This is a genomic window from Paraburkholderia sp. C35, assembly GCF_003121405.1.
Taxonomy (GTDB): Bacteria; Pseudomonadota; Gammaproteobacteria; order Burkholderiales; family Burkholderiaceae; genus Paraburkholderia.
The window spans coordinates 56401-74590 of the sequence record NZ_QBUY01000020.1; the positions used below are offsets into that span (position 1 = coordinate 56401).

At 63.4% G+C, this 18190-nt stretch carries 15 protein-coding genes; 12 read left to right on the forward strand and 3 right to left on the reverse strand.

The features are described 5' to 3' along the window. Positions 1 to 292: 292 nt before the first annotated feature. The 6 genes from DK391_RS15190 (at position 293) to DK391_RS15215 (ending at position 6266) form a co-directional block, all read left to right on the forward strand. Positions 293 to 955: a response regulator gene (locus tag DK391_RS15190; protein ID WP_109478791.1), complete on the forward strand. Its 663-nt coding sequence runs from the start codon at positions 293 to 295 to the stop codon at positions 953 to 955. 4 nt (positions 956 to 959) lie between these two features. Then, positions 960 to 2261: an ATP-binding protein gene (locus DK391_RS15195; protein ID WP_109478792.1), complete on the forward strand. Its 1302-nt coding sequence runs from the start codon at positions 960 to 962 to the stop codon at positions 2259 to 2261. A 124-nt stretch (positions 2262 to 2385) separates the two neighbouring features. After that, on the forward strand, positions 2386 to 3909 hold the full coding sequence (locus DK391_RS15200) for a DegQ family serine endoprotease (protein WP_109478793.1): 1524 nt from the start codon (positions 2386 to 2388) through the stop codon (positions 3907 to 3909). A 232-nt stretch (positions 3910 to 4141) separates the two neighbouring features. Further along, the gene (locus DK391_RS15205) at positions 4142 to 4639 is read left to right on the forward strand and encodes a hypothetical protein (protein WP_109478794.1); all 498 of its coding nucleotides are present in this window, start codon (positions 4142 to 4144) and stop codon (positions 4637 to 4639) included. 391 nt (positions 4640 to 5030) lie between these two features. Then, positions 5031 to 5486 (forward strand): DUF427 domain-containing protein, encoded by a 456-nt coding sequence (locus DK391_RS15210; RefSeq protein ID WP_109478795.1) that lies wholly within the window; start codon positions 5031 to 5033, stop codon positions 5484 to 5486. Positions 5487 to 5519: 33 nt separating this feature from the next. Next, on the forward strand, positions 5520 to 6266 hold the full coding sequence (locus DK391_RS15215; RefSeq protein WP_109478796.1) for an SRPBCC domain-containing protein: 747 nt from the start codon (positions 5520 to 5522) through the stop codon (positions 6264 to 6266). A 34-nt stretch (positions 6267 to 6300) separates the two neighbouring features. Here DK391_RS15215 and DK391_RS15220 read toward each other — a convergent pair whose 3' ends face one another. After that, positions 6301 to 7335, reverse strand: coding sequence for a helix-turn-helix domain-containing protein (locus DK391_RS15220; protein WP_239482833.1), 1035 nt, complete (start codon positions 7333 to 7335; stop codon positions 6301 to 6303). A gap of 228 nt (positions 7336 to 7563) precedes the next feature. Here DK391_RS15220 and DK391_RS15225 point away from each other — a divergent pair, with 228 nt between their 5' ends. Then, the gene (locus DK391_RS15225) at positions 7564 to 8193 is read left to right on the forward strand and encodes a cysteine hydrolase family protein (RefSeq protein WP_109478797.1); all 630 of its coding nucleotides are present in this window, start codon (positions 7564 to 7566) and stop codon (positions 8191 to 8193) included. 97 nt (positions 8194 to 8290) lie between these two features. On the opposite strand, the gene DK391_RS15230 is transcribed toward DK391_RS15225, so the two are convergent. Next, on the reverse strand, positions 8291 to 8926 hold the full coding sequence (locus DK391_RS15230; RefSeq protein WP_109478798.1) for a TetR family transcriptional regulator: 636 nt from the start codon (positions 8924 to 8926) through the stop codon (positions 8291 to 8293). A 423-nt stretch (positions 8927 to 9349) separates the two neighbouring features. Here DK391_RS15230 and DK391_RS15235 point away from each other — a divergent pair, with 423 nt between their 5' ends. The 5 genes from DK391_RS15235 (at position 9350) to DK391_RS15255 (ending at position 16448) form a co-directional block, all read left to right on the forward strand. Next, positions 9350 to 10585: an efflux RND transporter periplasmic adaptor subunit gene (locus DK391_RS15235; RefSeq protein ID WP_109478799.1), complete on the forward strand. Its 1236-nt coding sequence runs from the start codon at positions 9350 to 9352 to the stop codon at positions 10583 to 10585. A gap of 18 nt (positions 10586 to 10603) precedes the next feature. Further along, entirely contained in the window at positions 10604 to 13798 is a 3195-nt protein-coding gene (locus DK391_RS15240) for an efflux RND transporter permease subunit (RefSeq protein WP_109478800.1), read from the forward strand. Between the two features lie 10 nt (positions 13799 to 13808). Continuing rightward, entirely contained in the window at positions 13809 to 15326 is a 1518-nt protein-coding gene (locus DK391_RS15245; protein WP_109478801.1) for an efflux transporter outer membrane subunit, read from the forward strand. A gap of 241 nt (positions 15327 to 15567) precedes the next feature. Further along, positions 15568 to 15945 (forward strand): hypothetical protein, encoded by a 378-nt coding sequence (locus DK391_RS15250; RefSeq protein WP_109478802.1) that lies wholly within the window; start codon positions 15568 to 15570, stop codon positions 15943 to 15945. Next, positions 15924 to 16448, forward strand: coding sequence for a DNA-binding protein (locus DK391_RS15255; RefSeq protein ID WP_109478803.1), 525 nt, complete (start codon positions 15924 to 15926; stop codon positions 16446 to 16448). Before DK391_RS15250 ends, DK391_RS15255 begins: the two co-directional genes overlap by 22 nt. A gap of 75 nt (positions 16449 to 16523) precedes the next feature. On the opposite strand, the gene DK391_RS15260 is transcribed toward DK391_RS15255, so the two are convergent. Beyond that, positions 16524 to 17939: a nucleobase:cation symporter-2 family protein gene (locus tag DK391_RS15260; protein ID WP_109478804.1), complete on the reverse strand. Its 1416-nt coding sequence runs from the start codon at positions 17937 to 17939 to the stop codon at positions 16524 to 16526. Between the last annotated feature and the right edge of the window lie 251 nt (positions 17940 to 18190).

Consider the following 18190-nt stretch of genomic DNA (forward strand, 5'->3'; position numbering starts at 1 on the left):
GTCGTGCAAAAGCGCTCATTGTAGAGAGTTGCCGTGACGTCGCGAAAAAAATGATCGCGGGTGTTTCTTGCGCGTCACGTTCGCGCGTCGCAACGTGGGAAGCGGATATGCGGTGGGCATTTCTGGCGTTCGTGCCGGCGTCGGCGTGGTAGAGGTCCGGGCTTCGCTGAACAGCCGGAACCCGAGCCTGATCCACCCCTTGCGCAGCAATAAACCCCCGGGCGCTAGAATGCTGCATCGAAAACCCATACCCGGAACGCAAGTACGGGCACGAGCGGAACGGACCATAGCGATGCGCATACTCCTCGTTGAAGACGACAGAATGATCGCCGAAGGCGTGCGCAAGGCGCTGCGCGGCGAAGGCCTGGCAGTCGACTGGGTGCAGGACGGCGAATCCGCATTGAACGCCGTTGCCGGCCAACCCTACGACGTCGTGCTGCTCGATCTCGGCCTGCCGAAGCGCGACGGCCTCGATGTGTTGCGCACCCTGCGCGCTCGCGGCCATCAGTTGCCCGTGCTGATCGTCACCGCGCGCGACGCCGTCGCCGATCGCGTCAAAGGACTCGACGCCGGCGCCGACGACTATCTCGTCAAACCTTTCGATCTCGACGAACTCGGCGCGCGCATGCGCGCGCTGATCCGCCGCCAGTCGGGCCGCAGCGAATCGACGATCCGTCACGGCAACCTCACGCTCGACCCCGCCTCGCATCAGGTAACGCTCGACGGCGCGCCCGTCGCGCTGTCGGCGCGTGAATTCGCGCTGCTCGCCGCGCTGCTCGCGCGGCCGGGCGCCGTGCTGTCGAAGACCCAGCTCGAAGAGAAGATGTACGGCTGGGGCGAGGAAATCGGCAGCAATACCGTCGAGGTCTACATCCACGCGTTGCGCAAGAAGCTCGGCGCGGAACTGATCCGCAACGTGCGCGGTCTCGGCTACATGATTGCAAAGGAAGCCTGACCTGATGCGTTCGATTCGCCGTCAACTGCTGTTCTGGCTGCTCGCTATCGTGTTGCTCGGCGTCGGCATTGCGGGCTGGCTGATTTATCGCCAGGCGCTCGCCGAAGCCAACGAACTGTTCGATTACCAGTTGCAGGAAATCGCCGCCGCGTTGCCCGCCGAGCCGTTTTCACAGGTGCTCAGTTCGCGTGACACGGGCGACGAAGGCATCGTGCTGCAAATCTGGAATCGCAACGGCGTGCTGATGTACTACTCGCATCCGCGCGCGCCGCTCGCGCCGCGCGCCGAACTGGGCTTTTCGACGGAGCGCACCGAGCGCGGCGACTGGCGCGTGTATGGCGCGATCGTCGGCGATAACGTGGTGCAGCTGGCGCAGCCCGTGTCGGTGCGCAACCGGCTCGCGGCAAACGTCGCCTTGCGCACGCTATGGCCGCTGATTGTGCTGCTGCCGCTGATGGGCGTGGCCGTGTGGGGCGTGGTCGGGCGCGGGCTTGCGCCGTTGCGGCGCGTGCCGGGCGCGCTCGACACGCGTCACCCCGAAGCGCTCGATCCGTTGCCCGATTCGCGTCTGCCGCTCGAAGTGCAGCCGCTGGTGCGGGCGCTGAACGGCCTGCTCGAACGGCTCGCGGTTGCGCTCGATACGCAGAAAGCTTTCGTCGCCGATGCCGCCCACGAACTGCGCACGCCGCTCGCCGCCGTGCAGATCCAGTCACAACTGGTGGCGCGCGCCCACGACGATGCCGAACGCCGCGAGGCGCTCAGCGACCTGCAGGCGGGCGTCACGCGCGCGACGCGTCTTGCCGAGCAACTGCTCGCGCTCGCACGCTCCGAACCGGACGGACACGCGGCAACGGGCAGCGTCGATCTCGACGCGCTCGTGCATGAATGCGTGACGGCGTATCTGCCGCTCGCGCAGAAACGCGGCGTCGATCTCGGCATCGACGCGAGCGAGCCTGCGACCGTCACCGGCGACACAGAAGCGCTGCGCGTGATGCTCAACAATCTGATCGACAACGCAACCAAGTACACGCCCGACGGCGGCCGCGTCGATGTATGCGTGCGCGTCGAAAACGGCCGGCCCGTCGTGCAGATTGCCGATAGCGGACCCGGCATTCCCGCCGACGAACGCAACCGCGTATTCGACCGTTTCTACCGTGTCGGCGCAGGCGCGAATCGCGCGCGCACCGATGTCGCGGGCAGCGGCCTTGGTCTTGCGATCGTGCGCAGGATCGCGCTCCAGCACCACGCGCAAGTCACGCTCGACGACTCCGCGTCGGGCGGTCTGCGGGTCAGCGTGCGCTTCTGAATCGCCTGTCAGGCGAGCCTTCCCGAAGGCTTACATCGCGTAGGCGTTGTTTAAGATTGATTTAAGCGACGCCACGTACTCTTTGCTTCATCGAAGAATCAACTCTCCCAATCAGGAGTACACGATGAACGCAAAAATGCTGACCCGTAGCGCCGTTGCAGCGGCAGTCGTTATCGCATTGTCGGCGGGCTATGTGGCCGGCCATCGCAACGTGCCCGCGCCCGAAGTGATTTCGCCCGCGGCCGCCGCGATGATGCCTGCGGAAGCTGCGGCAAAGACGGGCATTCCCGATTTCTCGGGCCTGGTCGAAACGTATGGGCCTGCTGTCGTCAACATCAGCGCGAAGCACGTCGTGAAGCAGACGGCTTATCGCGGCGGCAATGGCGGCAACGGCGGTAACGCCGGTCAGCTGCCCATCGACCCGAGCGATCCGTTCTACCAGTTCTACAAGCACTTCTTCGGCGGCCAGATGCCGGGCGGACAAGGCCCGAATGGCGGCGGCGATGACGGCGACCGTCCGAGCGCGAGCCTCGGCTCGGGCTTCATCATCAGCAGCGACGGTTATGTGCTGACTAACGCGCACGTAGTCGATGGCGCGAACGTCGTGACGGTGAAGCTCACCGACAAGCGCGAGTACAAGGCCAAGGTGGTCGGTGCGGACAAGCAGTCGGACGTCGCCGTGCTGAAGATCGACGCGAAGGATCTGCCGACCGTGAAGATCGGCGATCCGCGTGCGAGCAAGGTCGGTCAGTGGGTCGTCGCGATCGGCTCGCCTTACGGTTTCGACAATACGGTGACGTCGGGCATCATCAGCGCGAAGTCGCGCTCGCTGCCGGACGAGAACTACACGCCGTTCATCCAGACCGACGTGCCCGTGAATCCGGGTAACTCGGGTGGTCCGCTGTTCAATCTGCAAGGCGAAGTGATCGGCATCAACTCGATGATCTATTCGCAGACGGGCGGCTTCCAGGGCCTTTCGTTCGCCATCCCGATCAATGAGGCGATGAAGGTCAAGGACGATCTCGTCAAGACGGGTCACGTAAGCCGTGGGCGACTCGGTGTCGCTGTGCAGAGCGTGAACCAGACGCTGGCGGATTCGTTCGGCATGAAGAAGCCGCAAGGCGCGCTGGTGAGTTCCGTCGATCCGGGCGGCCCCGCTGCGAAGGCAGGCTTGCAGCCGGGTGACGTGATCCTGTCGGTGAATGGCGTCGACGTGGCGGATTCGTCGTCGCTGCCGTCGCAGATCGCGGGTATCGCGCCGGGCACGCAGGCCAACGTCCAAGTGTGGCGCGACAAGTCGACGAAAGACCTGAAGGTGACGATCGGTTCGCTGTCGGACGTGAAAACCGCGTCCAACGACGATAGCGGCCCGGCGCAGATGCAAGGCCGCCTCGGCGTCGCCGTGCGTCCGCTCACGCCGCAGGAAAAGAGCGGCGCGTCGGTATCGCACGGTCTGCTGGTGCAGGATGCGAGCGGCGCGGCAGCCAGCGCAGGCATCCAGCCGGGCGACGTGATTCTGGCCGTCAACGGCCGGTCGGTGTCGAGCATCGATCAGTTGAAGCAGGCCGTGTCGGCGGCGGGCAATAGCATTGCGCTGCTGATCCAGCGCGATAACTCGCAGATCTTCGTGCCTGTCGATCTGGGCTGATGGCGAAACAGGCGGAGGGGCTGGCCGGCACGGCAGCATCCGCCGGTAAAAGCTGCCGTGCGTAGGAAAAATTGCCAGCTTCGCCGTTATCAGGCGCAGCGCGCAATGAAAGGAACAGGCCCGATTTTCGGGCCTGTTCCTTTTGGTGGACAACGTTTCGCGGCATGGGCATGCAGATTGCGTGCGGATACGCGTCCAGACTGTTTGGGATTGCCCAAAAAGGAGCCACGCAATGATCCATCGTCGCATCGTCGCCCGCGCCGTTTCGGCTGCGGCTGCGACTGTTCTTACGCTCGGCCTCGCGGGCGGCGCGTACGCGCAGCAGGCCAGCGGAACCACGGGCGGCAGCACGTCCGATGACACCAGCGCCGGCAACACCAATGGCGGCGGTCTGCCACAAGTGCAGCAGCAGGGCGACGTGTCTTACACGTCGGGCGGCGTCGGCCTCGACGAATCGAAGGCGCTGCAGGCCGCGCAGAGCCAGTGGCCGTTGTCGCTGCGCTTCACGGGTCCCGGTTCCGATTTTCTCGCCGACGTGAAAGTGAAGATCGTCGATGCGCACGGCGGCAGCGTGCTCGACACCACGTCGCGCGGACCTTATATGTTGGTCAAACTGCGTCCTGGCCGCTACACGGTGCACGCAGCCTACAAGCAGGACGACCAGACGAAACCCGTCACCATTCCGGCAAAGGGCACGGCGAAGGCCGCGTTCTACTGGAAGACCCAGTAAACCCGCGCATCGCGGCAGGCACACAGACGGCGGAATCGAAGGGGGAAGGGCTGTGTCGTTCCGCCGCCGCATCCCACATGGACGACTGAAAAGCGCGCAACCGACGCGCCGGCGCAACATTTGAGATGTGGCAACCGCTACACAATCGGTACAGACCCGATGCCGACACGATGCCTTAACGAAGGTCGCGCAGTCGCGTCGGGTTTGATCAATAATGAAGCCACGGACACGCTCCGTGGCTTTCGCGTTTCTGAAGCCAGCGCTGGGTGCCCGGGGGACGCGCACCGCACGGGCATGACGGGTCGGCGCGCGACACGGATGCCGGGCTGGCGGTCCAGCCGGGTGGCTGATCGGAGCGGCGCGCACGTGCCAGCAGCGGAGTGGATCACACATGAACGTTGCCTCATCCGGCGCGAGCGCCGAAGACGCTGACAGCGGCAGGGCCGGGCATGGCGGCAATGTGTCCGCTGGTGTGCCAGCGCACGGCGGCGCGTCAGACGCCGGCCATACGATTACCATCACGGCCAACCGGCATCGGGTGCGCGTGATCCATCAGGGCGTGACGTTTGCGGACACGCAGGCCGGTTTCACGCTGAGCGAAACGGACTGTCCCGACGTGTTTTATTTTCCCCGCGCCGATGTCAACATGGCGCGGCTCGAACGTTCGACTCATACGTCGCAATGCCCGCACAAGGGGGACGCGACGTACTTCCATCTGCGCACGGAAGACGAGAAGATCGAGAATGCAGTCTGGACTTATGAAAAACCGCTGGAGCGGGTGAAGCAGATCGCGGGGTATCTGGCGTTTTACGCATCGCGTGTCGACCGCATCGATCAGACATCCTGATCCCGCAGTCGCACGGCAATCGGGGAGGCTGCCATGGAATTAAACGACGCGTTGAGAGTGCCGCTGTCGCCGTCCGAGGTCTGGGACGCGCTGCAGGATCTCGCGTTGCTGCGCGCGAGTCTCGACAATTGCGAGTCCTTGCGCCGTTTCCAGGGCGGCGAATATCTGCTGACCATGACGGTCCCGCTCGGGCCGTTGCGTGCGCACTATCACATCCGCGCACTCGTCGCGAGCGAGGACGGCGCGCATAGCGCCAAGCCGCATCGCACGCTGAACTTCAAGGCGCGCGCCGAGGGCGTCGGTTCGCTGCGTGGACAGATCGATGTGTCGCTGCGCACCGACGATCATCTCCACTTGCCCGGACGCGGGCCGAGCACGCGTATCGACTATTCGGTGTGGGCGACCTCGACGGGGCCGCTGTCCGAACTGCCTGCGCGGCAGATCGAAAACGCGCTGCACGAACTCGCCGACGATTTCTTTACGGAATTCTGCGCCGTCGTGCAGGCGAAGCACGGCACGGGGCCGAACCGTGCGAAGGGCGTGCAGGGCAGGCGTCAGCATGTGTTTCTGCGGCCAATCAGTTTGTCCGGCGTCGCGCGCCGCGCGCGGCTGCACGAACAGCAGCACGGCGGCACGCTGACGGGCCGCGCCGCGCATTCGCTGCTGCATGGCTTGCATCACGAGCACGATCCGCATGTGCTGCCGCACTGGGCGTGGGCCGCGATGATTTTCTTCGTCGCGCTGCTGCTGTACGTCGCTCACTATTTCACACAAGGCTAGCCGCCGGGAAACGTGCCCGTTTCAGGCGGCTGCTTCACACGCCGCGAAAATCGCGCCGCCACGCGGACGGTGACGTTCTGAACGCATCGGTGAAATGCTGGCGAAGCGATGCCGTCGAACCGAATCCCGCCATCGCCGCAATCGTCTCGATCGATTCGTCGCTGCTTTCTAGCAGTTGCTGCGCCCGCGCGAGCCGTTGCGCCAGCAGCCATGCGCTCACCGTCGTCCCCGTCGCCGCCTTGAAATGCCGCGTGAAAGTGCGGCGGCTCATCGCTGCGCGCGCGGCCAGCGAGTCGAGCGTATGCGGCGCGTCGAGCGAACCGTTCACCCAGTCGAGCAGCGCGGAGAGGCGATTGCCGCGCATGTCGGGCGGTATCGGCTGCTGGACGAATTGCGCCTGACCGCCCTGGCGGTGCGGCGACACGACCAGGCGCCGCGCGATGTAGTTCGCGCTCTCCGCACCGCACAGCTTGCGCACGACGTGCAGGCAGCAATCGAGTCCCGCCGCCGTGCCCGCCGAAGTCAGGATGTCGCCGTCGTCGACATACAGCACCTGCGGATCGACCTTCACGTGGGGAAAGCGCTGCGCGAAATCGGCGGCCCACGCCCAGTGCGTGGTGGCGGGACGTCCGTCGAGCAGTCCTGCCGCGGCGAGCACGTATGCGCCGAGACACAAGCCGACCAGTTGCGCGCCACGGGCGTGTGCCGCGCGCAAGGCGTCGAGCAGCGCGGCGGGCGGCGCTTCGTCGGGATCGCGCCAGGTGGGCACGATGATGGTGTCGGCATCGGCGAGCGCGTCCAGTCCGTGCGGCGCGGCGATCGAGAAACCGGCGGTGGTCGACAGCGGGCCCGCGTCGATCGAGCAGACGCGGAACTCGAAGCCGAGCACGCCGCCATCGCTGCGGTCTTCGGCAAACACGACGCACGGTACGGACAGATGGAACGGGCTGATGCCGTCGAAGGCGACGGCCGCCACGACGTGCGGTGTTTTCGGCACGGTGCGGCAGGTCGCGTCTTCGGCGCGGTCGGTGCGCGTGTGCGGTGTCGTTTCGGGCAAGGGTTTGTTCATCGGGTTTGGCGAGGACTTCACAGCGTGCTTCGCGATTGGCTTCGTACGGGCGCGGATAGCCGGGCGGGCCATCGTGACCTCCTGTTCGAGAGTACGAGAATACGAATGGCCCGATCCTAGCGAAAATTGTCGTTCGGGTCACTGTCGGGCCCGGGCTGGAACGCGAACAATGCGGACATCGCGGCTGCATCGGGCAGCCGCCGTTTCCAGCCATCAAGGAGAGTTGCCATGCCGACGCCACGCCGCGCCCTGATCGTCATCGATGTCCAGAACGAATACGTGACGGGCGACCTGCCGATCGAATATCCGGACGTGCAGACGTCGCTTGCGAACATCGGCCGCGCCATCGACGCCGCGCATGCCGCGCAGATTCCCGTCGTCGTCGTGCAGAACTTCACGCCGCCCGGCGCGCCGATCTTCGCGCGCGGCAGCGAGGGTGCGGCGTTGCACGAGGTCGTGGCATCGCGCCAGCACGATCACCTTATCGAAAAAGCGCTGCCGAGCGCATTCACCGATACCGATCTGGCCGACTGGCTCGCCTCACGCGAAATCGACACGCTCACGGTGGTCGGTTACATGACGCACAACTGCAACGCATCGACGGTCGTGCACGCACTGCATATGGGGCTTGCCGTCGAATATCTGCACGACGCGACGGGCTCCGTGCCTTACGAGAACAGCGCAGGCTTTGCGAGCGCCGAGGAGATTCATCGCGTGTTCTGCGTGGTGTTGCAGTCGCGCTTTGCGGCGGTCGCGAGCACGCAGCAGTGGATTGCCGCCGTGCAATCCGGCGGTGAACTGGAGCGCGGGGGAATCTACTCGTCGAACCAGAAAGCGCGCGCGAAGGCGACGGCCTGAATCAGGAGGTAAGGAGCTAAGGATGAAAGGGCGCCGCTGCGCGCGGCGTCCGGACGGTGCTTCAGCGCTTGCTCACCGTCAACGCACGCAAAAAACGTCAGACGCCCATGCGCAGCGCCGGGCTGCGCAGCGCGTCGATCATGCTTTCGACCATCTGCCGCGCGTGCCGGCCGAAGTCCAGCACGTCCGGCACGAACAGCATGTCCTTCAGCGATCCGCTGATGAACGCATGCACCATCGATGCCGCCACCGACACATTCATGTCTGCAGGCAGCTGCCCCTTGGAGATCGCGTTGCGCATGCCCGCCTGGATGCTCGCGAGGCTTTCGCGCATGGTGTTCTGATAGCGCGCCATCACAGGCCCCATCTCTTCGACGAACTCGCACTTGTGAAACAGGATGTCGAACACCCGGCGGCGATGCGGGTCGTTGGCGGTGTCGCGCAGACATACGGTGCAGATATCGACCAGACGGCCGAGCGGATCAGCCTCGTTGGGATCGACGGACGCGGCTTTCAGCTCGTCGAGCGGCAGCAGCACGCGGTCGAACATTTCCGTGAAGAGCTCGCCCTTGTTGGCGAAGTGCCAGTAGATCGCGCCACGCGTGACGCCTGCCGTCTGCGCGATCTCCGCCAGCGAAGTGCGCGACACGCCTTTCTCTGAAAACACCTGCTCTGCTGCATCGAGGATGCGGGTGCGCGTCTCTTGCGCTTCTTCCTTGGTTCTACGGACCATTCGTGTGACCTGCGGTAAATACGGGGTTTCCCCTGACGTTTTTAAACGCGCCTGATAAAGATCATTTCGAGCGCACGTTAATGCCTGGCAGATCTTTCGGTGGAAACCCTTTTCTCTGGATGGACGCACTTTTACGTGCATTCATGAATGTATATATAATAGCACCCCATCGATCGGATGACTCATGTCTCGGTGAACGGTTAATATCCGTCACTGTTGTCTTTTCAAATACCTTGCACTGCCTCAACAACCAGGCAGTGTGGTGCGGCATTTCCCGGTTTGGCGCATTTCCCAATGGGTGCCCCGCAGGAAAAGCATGCGTGGGCATCCGGTCATGGCGTCGTCAAGACGCCAAGGTGCGCAGCCTCTCCGGAGAGGGATGCACGCACTTTTTCCTTCTCAGTCTTTGACAGAGGTTGCTCCATGCGCGTCGAACGGGTTCCATTCCGCTTACTCACTGCCGCGACGGCTGCCGTAATGCTGGCAGCATGCGGACAAAAACAATCAGCACCTCCGCCTCAAGCTCCCGAAGTCGGCGTCGTGACGGTCCAGCCGCAGGCCGTGCCCGTCGTGACCGAACTGCCGGGCCGCACCAGCGCGTTCCTCGTCGCGCAGGTGCGCGCGCGGGTCGACGGCATCGTGCTGCGCCGCGAATTCACGGAAGGCGCGCAGGTCAAGGCCGGCCAGCGTCTGTACAAGATCGATCCGGCGCCGTACATCGCCACGCTGAACAACGCGAAGGCATCGTTGGCCAAGGCGCAGGCGAACCTGGTCTCGACCACCGCGCAGGCCAACCGCTACAAGGTGCTGGTCGCGGCCAACGCGGTCTCGAAACAGGATTACGACAACGCGGTCGCATCTGAAGGCCAGGCCGCCGCCGACGTCGCAGCCGGCAAGGCCGCCGTCGATACCGCGCAGATCAACCTCGGCTATACGGACGTCGTGTCGCCCGTAACGGGTCAGGTCGGCATTTCGCAGGTCACGCCGGGCGCTTACGTGCAGGCCAGCCAGGCCACGCTGATGTCGACCGTGCAGCAGCTCGATCCCGTCTATGTCGACGTCACGCAGTCGAGCCTCGCGGGCCTCAAGCTGCGCCGCGAAATCCAGGCGGGCCGTCTGAAGACGAACGGCCCGAACGCCGCCCAGGTCGAGCTGGTGCTGGAAGACGGCCGCGTCTATTCGGAGAAGGGCAGGCTGCAGTTCACCGACGTCACGGTCGATCAGACCACGGGCTCGGTGCCCATTCGCGCGATCTTCCAGAACAAGGACCACGTGCTGCTGCCGGGCATGTTCGTGCGCGCGCGCATCGAGGAAGGCGTCAACGAAAACGCGCTGCTGGTGCCGCAGATCGGCGTCACGCATGACCAGAAGGGCCAGCCGACGGCACTCGTCCTCAACAAGGACGACAAGGTCGAACTGCACCAGCTGCAGGCTACGGCGACTTACGGCCAGTACTGGGTGGTCGAAGGCGGCCTGAATGCCGGCGACCGCGTGATCGTGAACGGCGTCGACAAGGTGCGTCCGGGCGCAACGGCCAAGGCCGTCCCCGCGCAACTGCCGCCGTCGCCTGCTTCGGACGCCGCCGCTGTAGCCGCACCGGCATCGGGCGCACAGCCAGCCAGCGGCGCAGCCGCGGCCTCCGCTGCATCGGGCGCGTAATCAAAGGGAGCCTGCTTCATGGCAAAGTTTTTTATCGATCGCCCGATCTTCGCGTGGGTGATCGCCATCATTCTGATGCTGGCGGGTCTGGCGTCGATCTTCACGTTGCCGGTCGCGCAATATCCGACGATTGCGCCGCCGGCCGTGCAGATCAGCGCGACGTATCCGGGTGCATCGGCGAAGACGGTGGAAAACACCGTCACGCAGGTGATCGAGCAGCAGATGAGCGGCCTCGACCACTTGCTGTACCTGTCGTCCACGTCTGACGACTCGGGCACGGCCACCATCACGCTGACGTTCGCTGCAGGCACCAACCCTGACATCGCGCAGGTGCAGGTGCAGAACAAGCTGCAGCTGGCGACGCCGCTGCTGCCGCAAGCGGTGCAGCAGCTCGGCACGAAAGTGACCAAATCGAGCAGCAGCTTCCTGCTGGTGATGGCGTTCGTGTCGACCGACGGCAGCATGAACAAGTACGACCTGGCGAACTACGTCGCGTCGAACGTTCAGGATCCCGTCAGCCGGATCGACGGCGTGGGTACGGTGACGCTGTTCGGTACGCAGTACGCAATGCGCATCTGGCTGGACGCCAACAAGTTGACCAATTTCGGTCTGACGCCGGTGGATGTCCAGACCGCGCTGCAGGCGCAGAACGTTCAGGTGGCGGGCGGCTCGCTGGGTGGCACGCCGTCGGTGCCGGGCCAGTTGCTGCAGGCGACGATCAGCGAGGCAACGCTGCTGTCTACGCCGGAACAGTTCGGCAACATCCTGCTCAAGGTCAACCAGGACGGTTCGCAGGTGCGTCTGAGGGACGTCTCGCGCATCGAGCTGGGCGGCGAAAACTACAACTTCGACACCAAGTACAACGGTCAGCCGACGGCGGGCTTCGGTATCCAGCTGGCGACGGGCGCGAACGCGCTGGCGACGGCGAAGGCCGTGCGCGACAAGATCGACCAGTTGTCGAAGTATTTCCCGCACGGTCTGGTCGTGAAGTACCCGTATGACACGACGCCGTTCGTGCGCCTGTCTATCGAAGAAGTGGTCAAGACGCTGCTCGAAGGTATCGTGCTGGTGTTCCTGGTCATGTACCTGTTCCTGCAGAACCTGCGCGCCACGCTGATCCCGACGATCGCCGTGCCGGTGGTGCTGCTGGGCACGTTCGCGATCATGAGCGCGGTGGGCTTCTCGATCAACGTGCTGTCGATGTTCGGTCTCGTGATCGCTATCGGCCTGCTGGTGGACGATGCGATCGTGGTGGTGGAGAACGTCGAGCGGGGGATGTCCGAAGAAGGTTTGTCGCCACGCGAGGCAACCCGCAAGGCGATGGACCAGATCACGGGCGCGCTGATCGGCGTGGCGCTGGTGCTCTCCGCGGTGTTCGTGCCGGTGGCGTTTTCGGGCGGTTCGGTCGGCGCGATTTACCGTCAGTTCTCGCTGACGATCGTGGCGGCGATGGTGCTGTCCGTGCTGGTCGCGCTGATTCTGACGCCCGCACTGTGCGCGACGATTCTCAAGCCGATTCCGCAGGGCCATCACGAAGTGAAGAAGGGCTTCTTCGGCTGGTTCAATCGCACCTTCGACAAGAGCCGCGACACGTATCACGCGGGCGTGCACCACGTGATCAAGCGCTCGGGCCGTTGGCTGATCATCTATCTGGGCGTGATCGTCGCGGTGGGCATGTTGTTCGTGCGTCTGCCGAAGTCGTTCCTGCCGGATGAAGACCAGGGCACGATGTTCGTGCTGGTGCAGACGCCGTCGGGCTCGACGCAGGAAACCACGGCGCGCGCGCTGAAGGACGTGTCCGACTACCTGCTGAACGACGAAAAGTCGATCGTCGAATCGACCTTTACCGTGAACGGCTTCAGCTTCGCGGGCCGTGGCCAGAACGCCGGTCTCGTGTTCGTGCGGATGAAGGACTACGCGGAACGTCAGCATGCGAACCAGAAGGTGCAGGCGCTGGTCGGCCGAATGTTCATGCACTTCGTCGGCTACAAGAATGCGACCGTGTTCCCGGTCAATCCGCCGTCCATTCCTGAACTGGGTACGGCGTCGGGCTTCGACTTCGAACTGCAGGATCGCGCAGGTCTGGGTCACGAAGCGTTGATGGCGGCGCGTAACCAGCTGCTCGGCATGGCGTCGAAAGACCCGATGCTTGCACAGGTGCGTCCGAACGGGCTGAACGACACGCCGCAGTTCAAGGTGTCGATCGATCACGAGAAGGCGGCGGCGCAAGGCGTGAGCCTGTCGACCATCGACCAGACGTTTTCGATCGCGTGGGCTTCGCAGTACGTGAACAACTTCCTCGATACGGATAGCCGGATCAAGAAGGTGTACGTGCAGTCCGAGCCGCGTTTCCGGATGACACCGGAAAACCTGAACGACTGGTACGTGCGCAATTCGGCGGGTGCGATGGTGCCGTTCTCGTCGTTCGCCAGCGGCCAGTGGACCTACGGTTCGCCGAAGCTCGAGCGCTACAACGGTATTTCGGCTGTCGAAATCCAGGGTCAGGCGTCGCCGGGCAAGTCGACGGGTCAGGCGATGACGGCAATGGAAGCGCTCGCGGCGAAGCTGCCGGCGGGTATCGGCTACGAATGGACGGGTCTGTCGTTCCAGGAACGCCAGTCGGGTTCGCAGGCGCCGATTCTCTACGGCATCTCGATCCTCGTCGTGTTCCTGTGTCTGGCCGCGCTGTATGAAAGCTGGTCGATTCCGTTCTCGGTGATCATGGTGGTGCCGCTCGGCGTGCTGGGCGCACTGCTCGCAGCAACGCTGCGCGGGCTGGAGAACGACGTGTTCTTCCAGGTCGGTCTGCTGACCACCGTGGGTCTGTCCGCGAAGAACGCGATTCTGATTGTCGAGTTCGCGCGTGAACTGCAGCAGGGGCAAGGCATGGGGCCGGTGGAAGCCGCGCTCGAAGCGGCGCGTCTGCGGCTGCGTCCTATTCTGATGACGTCGCTCGCGTTCATTCTCGGCGTGATGCCGCTCGCGATCAGTAACGGCGCGGGTTCGGCAAGCCAGCACGCAATCGGTACGGGCGTGATCGGCGGCATGATCACGGCGACCTTCCTCGCGATTTTCATGATCCCGATGTTCTTCGTCGTGATCCGCGCGAAGTTCACCGGCGACAAGGAAGACCCGGACGAAGCGATGAAGCACTATAACGAGCACCATCCGCACGACCCGCAGGGTGGCAGCGGCCCGGGCAACGCCAGCTGAGGACATTGAGATGCTTAAATATTCTTTGATGGCAGTGGCTGTCGCGGTGGTCGCCGCGGGCTGCACGATGGAACCGAAGTATCACCAGCCGGCCGCGCCCGTCTCGGGCGCGTTCCCGAGCGACGGCGTGTACGCGACGCAGCCCGTGCCAGGCGCGGGTGCGCGTTCGGCGAACGGTCAGGCGGCCGTGGATATCGGCTGGCGTGACTTCTTCGTCGATCAGCGGCTTCAGCAACTGATCGAGATCGCGCTGAAGAACAATCGCGATCTGCGCGTGTCGGTGCTGAATATCGAGGCTTCGCGCGCACAGTATCAGATCGCGCGCGCAGCGTTGATGCCGACACTCGACGCGTCCGCGTCGCAGACGAAGCAGCGCACGCCGAAGGATCTGTCGTTCTTCGGCAATACGATCTCCAACCAGTATTCGGTCGGTCTGAATGCCTCGTGGGAAATCGACTTCTTCGGCCGCATTCGCAGCCTGAAGGATCAGGCGCTCGCGCAATATCTGTCGACGGCGCAGGCACGCAAGGCGGCGGAGATCGCGCTCGTTGCGTCGGTGGCGGATCAGTATCTGACGCTGCTGGCCTATGACGATCTGCTGAAGGTCACGCAGGACACGCTCAAGACCGCGCAAGAGTCGTATCGCATCACCAAGCTGCAATACGACACGGGCACGGGTTCTGAACTGGATCTGCGTCAGGCTGAGACAGTTGTCGAACAGGCGCAAGCGAATCTGCAGGCGCAGGCGCGTTTGCGGGCGCAGGCTGAGAATGCGCTCGTCTTGTTGGTCGGCGAGCCGTTGCCGTCTGATCTCGCACCTGGTCTCGCGCTGAACGGCCAGGATCTGCTGACCGATATTCCTGCCGGTCTGCCGTCCGATCTGCTCACGCGCCGTCCCGACATCATGGAAGCTGAGCAGAACCTGCAGGCCGCCAACGCGAATATCGGCGCAGCGCGCGCAGCGTTCTTCCCGCGTGTTTCGCTGACGGGTAGCTTCGGCACGCTGAGTCCGACGCTCGGCGGGCTGTTCACGCCGGGTTCGGCGGCGTGGAGTTTCGCGCCGCAAATCCCGCTGCCGATTTTCGAAGGCGGCGAGAACAAGGCGAACCTCGATCTCGCGACCGTGCAGAAGAACATCCAGGTCGCGCAGTACGAGAAGGCGATCCAGACGGCGTTCCGTGAAGTGGCCGACGGTCTGGCTGCGCGCGGCACGTACGACCAGCAGATCCAGGCGCTCGAACGCAACACGTTCGCGGAACAGCGTCGACTCGATCTGTCGGATCTGCGTTACCGCAACGGCGTGGACAGCTATCTGTCCGTGCTGACGGCGCAAACCGATCTGTATTCGTCGCAGCAGTCGTTGATCACGGCACGCATGCAGCGCCTGACGAATCTCGTCGATCTGTACAAGGCACTCGGCGGCGGCTGGATCGAGCGCGCGGGCGAGCAGCCTCGCCCTGCCGATGCACCTGTCGACTACGGTGCGGCGAGCGCACCGGTTGCCGCGTCCGCAGCGAAGGCTGGATAGTCAGGCCGGATCAGGACGACAGTTTCGTTGTTTCTCTCGTAGTTCACAAGAAAACGCCACGGCAAGCCGTGGCGTTTTTTTTCGCTCCTACAAATCTTGTCCGGATGGATAGTTAAGGTATCCAGATCGTTTTATAGCGTCGCGAACCGCTAGCATGGAGTGCGGATCAATCAAGCCTGATGATCCACGGAATGGTTGTCAATTGACAACCGTGTGGAGGCGCTATAGACTGGAGTCATTCATGAATCGGCGAACGCATTCAAAGAAGGAAGTAGAGTCGGCACTTGACTATGCGGAAGCAAACGGTTGGCGCGTCGTACCTGCAACGGGTACTGGGCACGCTTGGGGGCGCATGTATTGCCCTTACAACGACACCGAATGCAGATGCGGAGAGTTTTGCATTTCAAGCATCTGGTGCACGCCGCGCAATGTCGAAGGCCATGCCAGAACGCTGCGCAGGATCGTTGAGAACTGCGCGCCGCATCGGCGAAAGGTCATTCCGTTACGCGTCATGTCGGACGCGAAACAGAGCGCCCGCGTGCGCGATGCAGACGGACAGGAACAGCAACAGGAACAAGGGAAGGAAAAGGAGCGAGCATGGAATACACCTTCACGCTGAAGTACCGTCTGAGCGCGGATGACCGCGATCACGACGAGATCATCGAGCGTCTCGCGGCCGAAGGCTGCGACGATGCCACCGTGGGTGTCGGGCAGCCGGGGCGGCTGGCGCTCGCATTCGCGCGCGAGTCGAAGAGCGCGACACATGCGCTCGTCAGCGCGCTGAAAGACGTGCGTCGCGCGGTGCCGGGCGCGCAACTGGTCGAGGCCGCGCCAGACTTCGTCGGGCTGACGGACGTCGCGGAAGTGACGGGCGTATCGCGCCAGAATATGCGCAAGCTGATGCAGTCACACGCGACGGAATTTCCCTCGCCCGTTCACGAAGGCAGCACGTCGCTGTGGCATCTGTCAGATGTGCTCGAATGGATGCATGGCCGTGGCGGCTACGACATCGCACCCGAAGTGTTCGAAGTCGCGCAGTCGGCGAAACAGCTCAATCTGATGAAGGAGGCGCGTGATCTGCAGCCCAAGGTGACGCGGCACTTCAACAACCTGGTCGCCTGATGTGCCTGTGGAATGTGACAGCGTGCGCACAACCTGGGTCATGCGCACGCGGGTGAGGCGTAATACGGCTGTTGGTTAGTGAAGGTCTGCGGCGCGCAGCATTTCGTCGCCGGCAATGGAATCGTCCTTGCCGCCACGACCGTCGAAGTCGTGGCCGGCGCGGCGAATGTCGCGGGTCGCGGCGCGTTCGCCCTTCACGCCGTTGAAGATCAGGTTCAGCACCACAGCGGAAACCGACGCCAGCAGAATGCCGCTATGCAGAAGCGGCGACAGTGCCGGCGGCAGTTTCGCGAAGAAGTGCGGCGAGACCACGGGCACAAGGCCGAAACCGATGCTGACAGCGACGATAAAGAGGTTGTGATGGTTCTTCACGAAATCGACTTTCGAGAGCACCTTGATACCGTTCGCGGCAACCATGCCGAACATCACGATGCCTGCACCGCCCAGCACGAACGCGGGCACCGATGCGACCACCTGCGCCATCTTCGGGAACAGGCCGAGCAGCACCAGAATCACGCCGCCCGTCGCGCAGACAAACCGGCTCTTGACGCCTGTCACGCCGATCAGACCGACGTTTTGTGAGAACGACGTATGCGGGAACGAGTTGAAGAGGCCGCCAATCAGCGTGCCCAGACCATCCACACGCAGGCCTCGCACGAGTGTCTTCTGATCGACGGGACGGTCCACCATGTCGCCGACGGCCAGAAACATGCCCGTCGATTCGATAAACGTCACGAACATCACGGTGACCATCGTGGCGATCGAGAGCGGATCGAAGTGCGGCAGCCCAAAGTGAAAGGGCATCACGAATCCGACCCACGGCGCATGCGTCACGCCGTCCATGTTGACGCGTCCCAGCAATGCGGCAATCACGAACCCAGCCACAATGCCGAGCAGCACCGAAATATTCGCGATAAAGCCTTTGCCGAACTTGTTGATCAGCAGAATCAGCGTGAGAACCACAAGCGAGAGACCGAGGTAGACGGGGTTACCGTAATCCGGATTGCCGACGCCACCCGCCGCCCAGTTGATGCCGACTTCCATCAGCGAAAGTCCGATCACGGAGATCACCACGCCCACCACGACTGGCGGGAAGAAGCGCAGCATCTTGCCGATCATCGGTGCGGCAATGATGCCGATGACGCCCGCCGCGATGGTCGAGCCGAAAATGTCGAGTATGCCGAGACTGGGATTCGTGCCGATCGCGATCATCGGACCGACGGCAGCGAACGTGCAGCCCATGATCACTGGCAGGCGGATCCCGAAGATCCACAGGCCAAGCGTCTGGATCAGCGTTGCGATGCCGCAGGAAAACAGGTCGGCGCTGATGAGAAAGGCGATCTGCTCTTTGGGCAGCTTGAGCGCACTCCCGATGATCAGTGGCACGGCAACGGCCCCTGCATACATCACGAGTACGTGCTGAATGCCGAGCGTCAGCAACTGGCCGAAGGGCAGTCGCTCGTCGCACGGATGAACCGTGTTCGAGTGCATGTTGTCTCTCTCCACATCTGGTTTTGGGATGACTCCAAGGTATGCGGGACTAAAAACCGCGACAAGACTGCGGGTTTCTATTTCAACCTTTGCCACGACAATATGGATGAACCAGATTTGGAACGGCTACATCGTGCGAAATCGCGCAAATCCGCCTGTAGCCCTTATGCCATGGTGGCTTGCGGGGATTTCATCAACACGGCCTCCCGTCGCGACGTAAGCGTGCCCGTATGATGTGTATTCCTGTTCGC

What these genes read in the sequence shown, in the direction of transcription:
- DK391_RS15220 (WP_239482833.1), bottom strand. Translation starts at nt 7,335, where the DNA reads ATGAACAAACCCTTGCCCGAAACGACACCGCACACGCGCACCGACCGC.
- DK391_RS15200 (WP_109478793.1), top strand. Translation starts at nt 2,386, where the DNA reads ATGAACGCAAAAATGCTGACCCGTAGCGCCGTTGCAGCGGCAGTCGTT.
- DK391_RS15235 (WP_109478799.1), top strand. Translation starts at nt 9,350, where the DNA reads ATGCGCGTCGAACGGGTTCCATTCCGCTTACTCACTGCCGCGACGGCT.
- DK391_RS15225 (WP_109478797.1), top strand. Translation starts at nt 7,564, where the DNA reads ATGCCGACGCCACGCCGCGCCCTGATCGTCATCGATGTCCAGAACGAA.
- DK391_RS15240 (WP_109478800.1), top strand. Translation starts at nt 10,604, where the DNA reads ATGGCAAAGTTTTTTATCGATCGCCCGATCTTCGCGTGGGTGATCGCC.
- DK391_RS15195 (WP_109478792.1), top strand. Translation starts at nt 960, where the DNA reads ATGCGTTCGATTCGCCGTCAACTGCTGTTCTGGCTGCTCGCTATCGTG.
- DK391_RS15215 (WP_109478796.1), top strand. Translation starts at nt 5,520, where the DNA reads ATGGAATTAAACGACGCGTTGAGAGTGCCGCTGTCGCCGTCCGAGGTC.
- DK391_RS15245 (WP_109478801.1), top strand. Translation starts at nt 13,809, where the DNA reads ATGCTTAAATATTCTTTGATGGCAGTGGCTGTCGCGGTGGTCGCCGCG.
- DK391_RS15190 (WP_109478791.1), top strand. Translation starts at nt 293, where the DNA reads ATGCGCATACTCCTCGTTGAAGACGACAGAATGATCGCCGAAGGCGTG.
- DK391_RS15205 (WP_109478794.1), top strand. Translation starts at nt 4,142, where the DNA reads ATGATCCATCGTCGCATCGTCGCCCGCGCCGTTTCGGCTGCGGCTGCG.
- DK391_RS15260 (WP_109478804.1), bottom strand. Translation starts at nt 17,939, where the DNA reads ATGCACTCGAACACGGTTCATCCGTGCGACGAGCGACTGCCCTTCGGC.
- DK391_RS15255 (WP_109478803.1), top strand. Translation starts at nt 15,924, where the DNA reads ATGGAATACACCTTCACGCTGAAGTACCGTCTGAGCGCGGATGACCGC.
- DK391_RS15230 (WP_109478798.1), bottom strand. Translation starts at nt 8,926, where the DNA reads ATGGTCCGTAGAACCAAGGAAGAAGCGCAAGAGACGCGCACCCGCATC.
- DK391_RS15250 (WP_109478802.1), top strand. Translation starts at nt 15,568, where the DNA reads ATGAATCGGCGAACGCATTCAAAGAAGGAAGTAGAGTCGGCACTTGAC.
- DK391_RS15210 (WP_109478795.1), top strand. Translation starts at nt 5,031, where the DNA reads ATGAACGTTGCCTCATCCGGCGCGAGCGCCGAAGACGCTGACAGCGGC.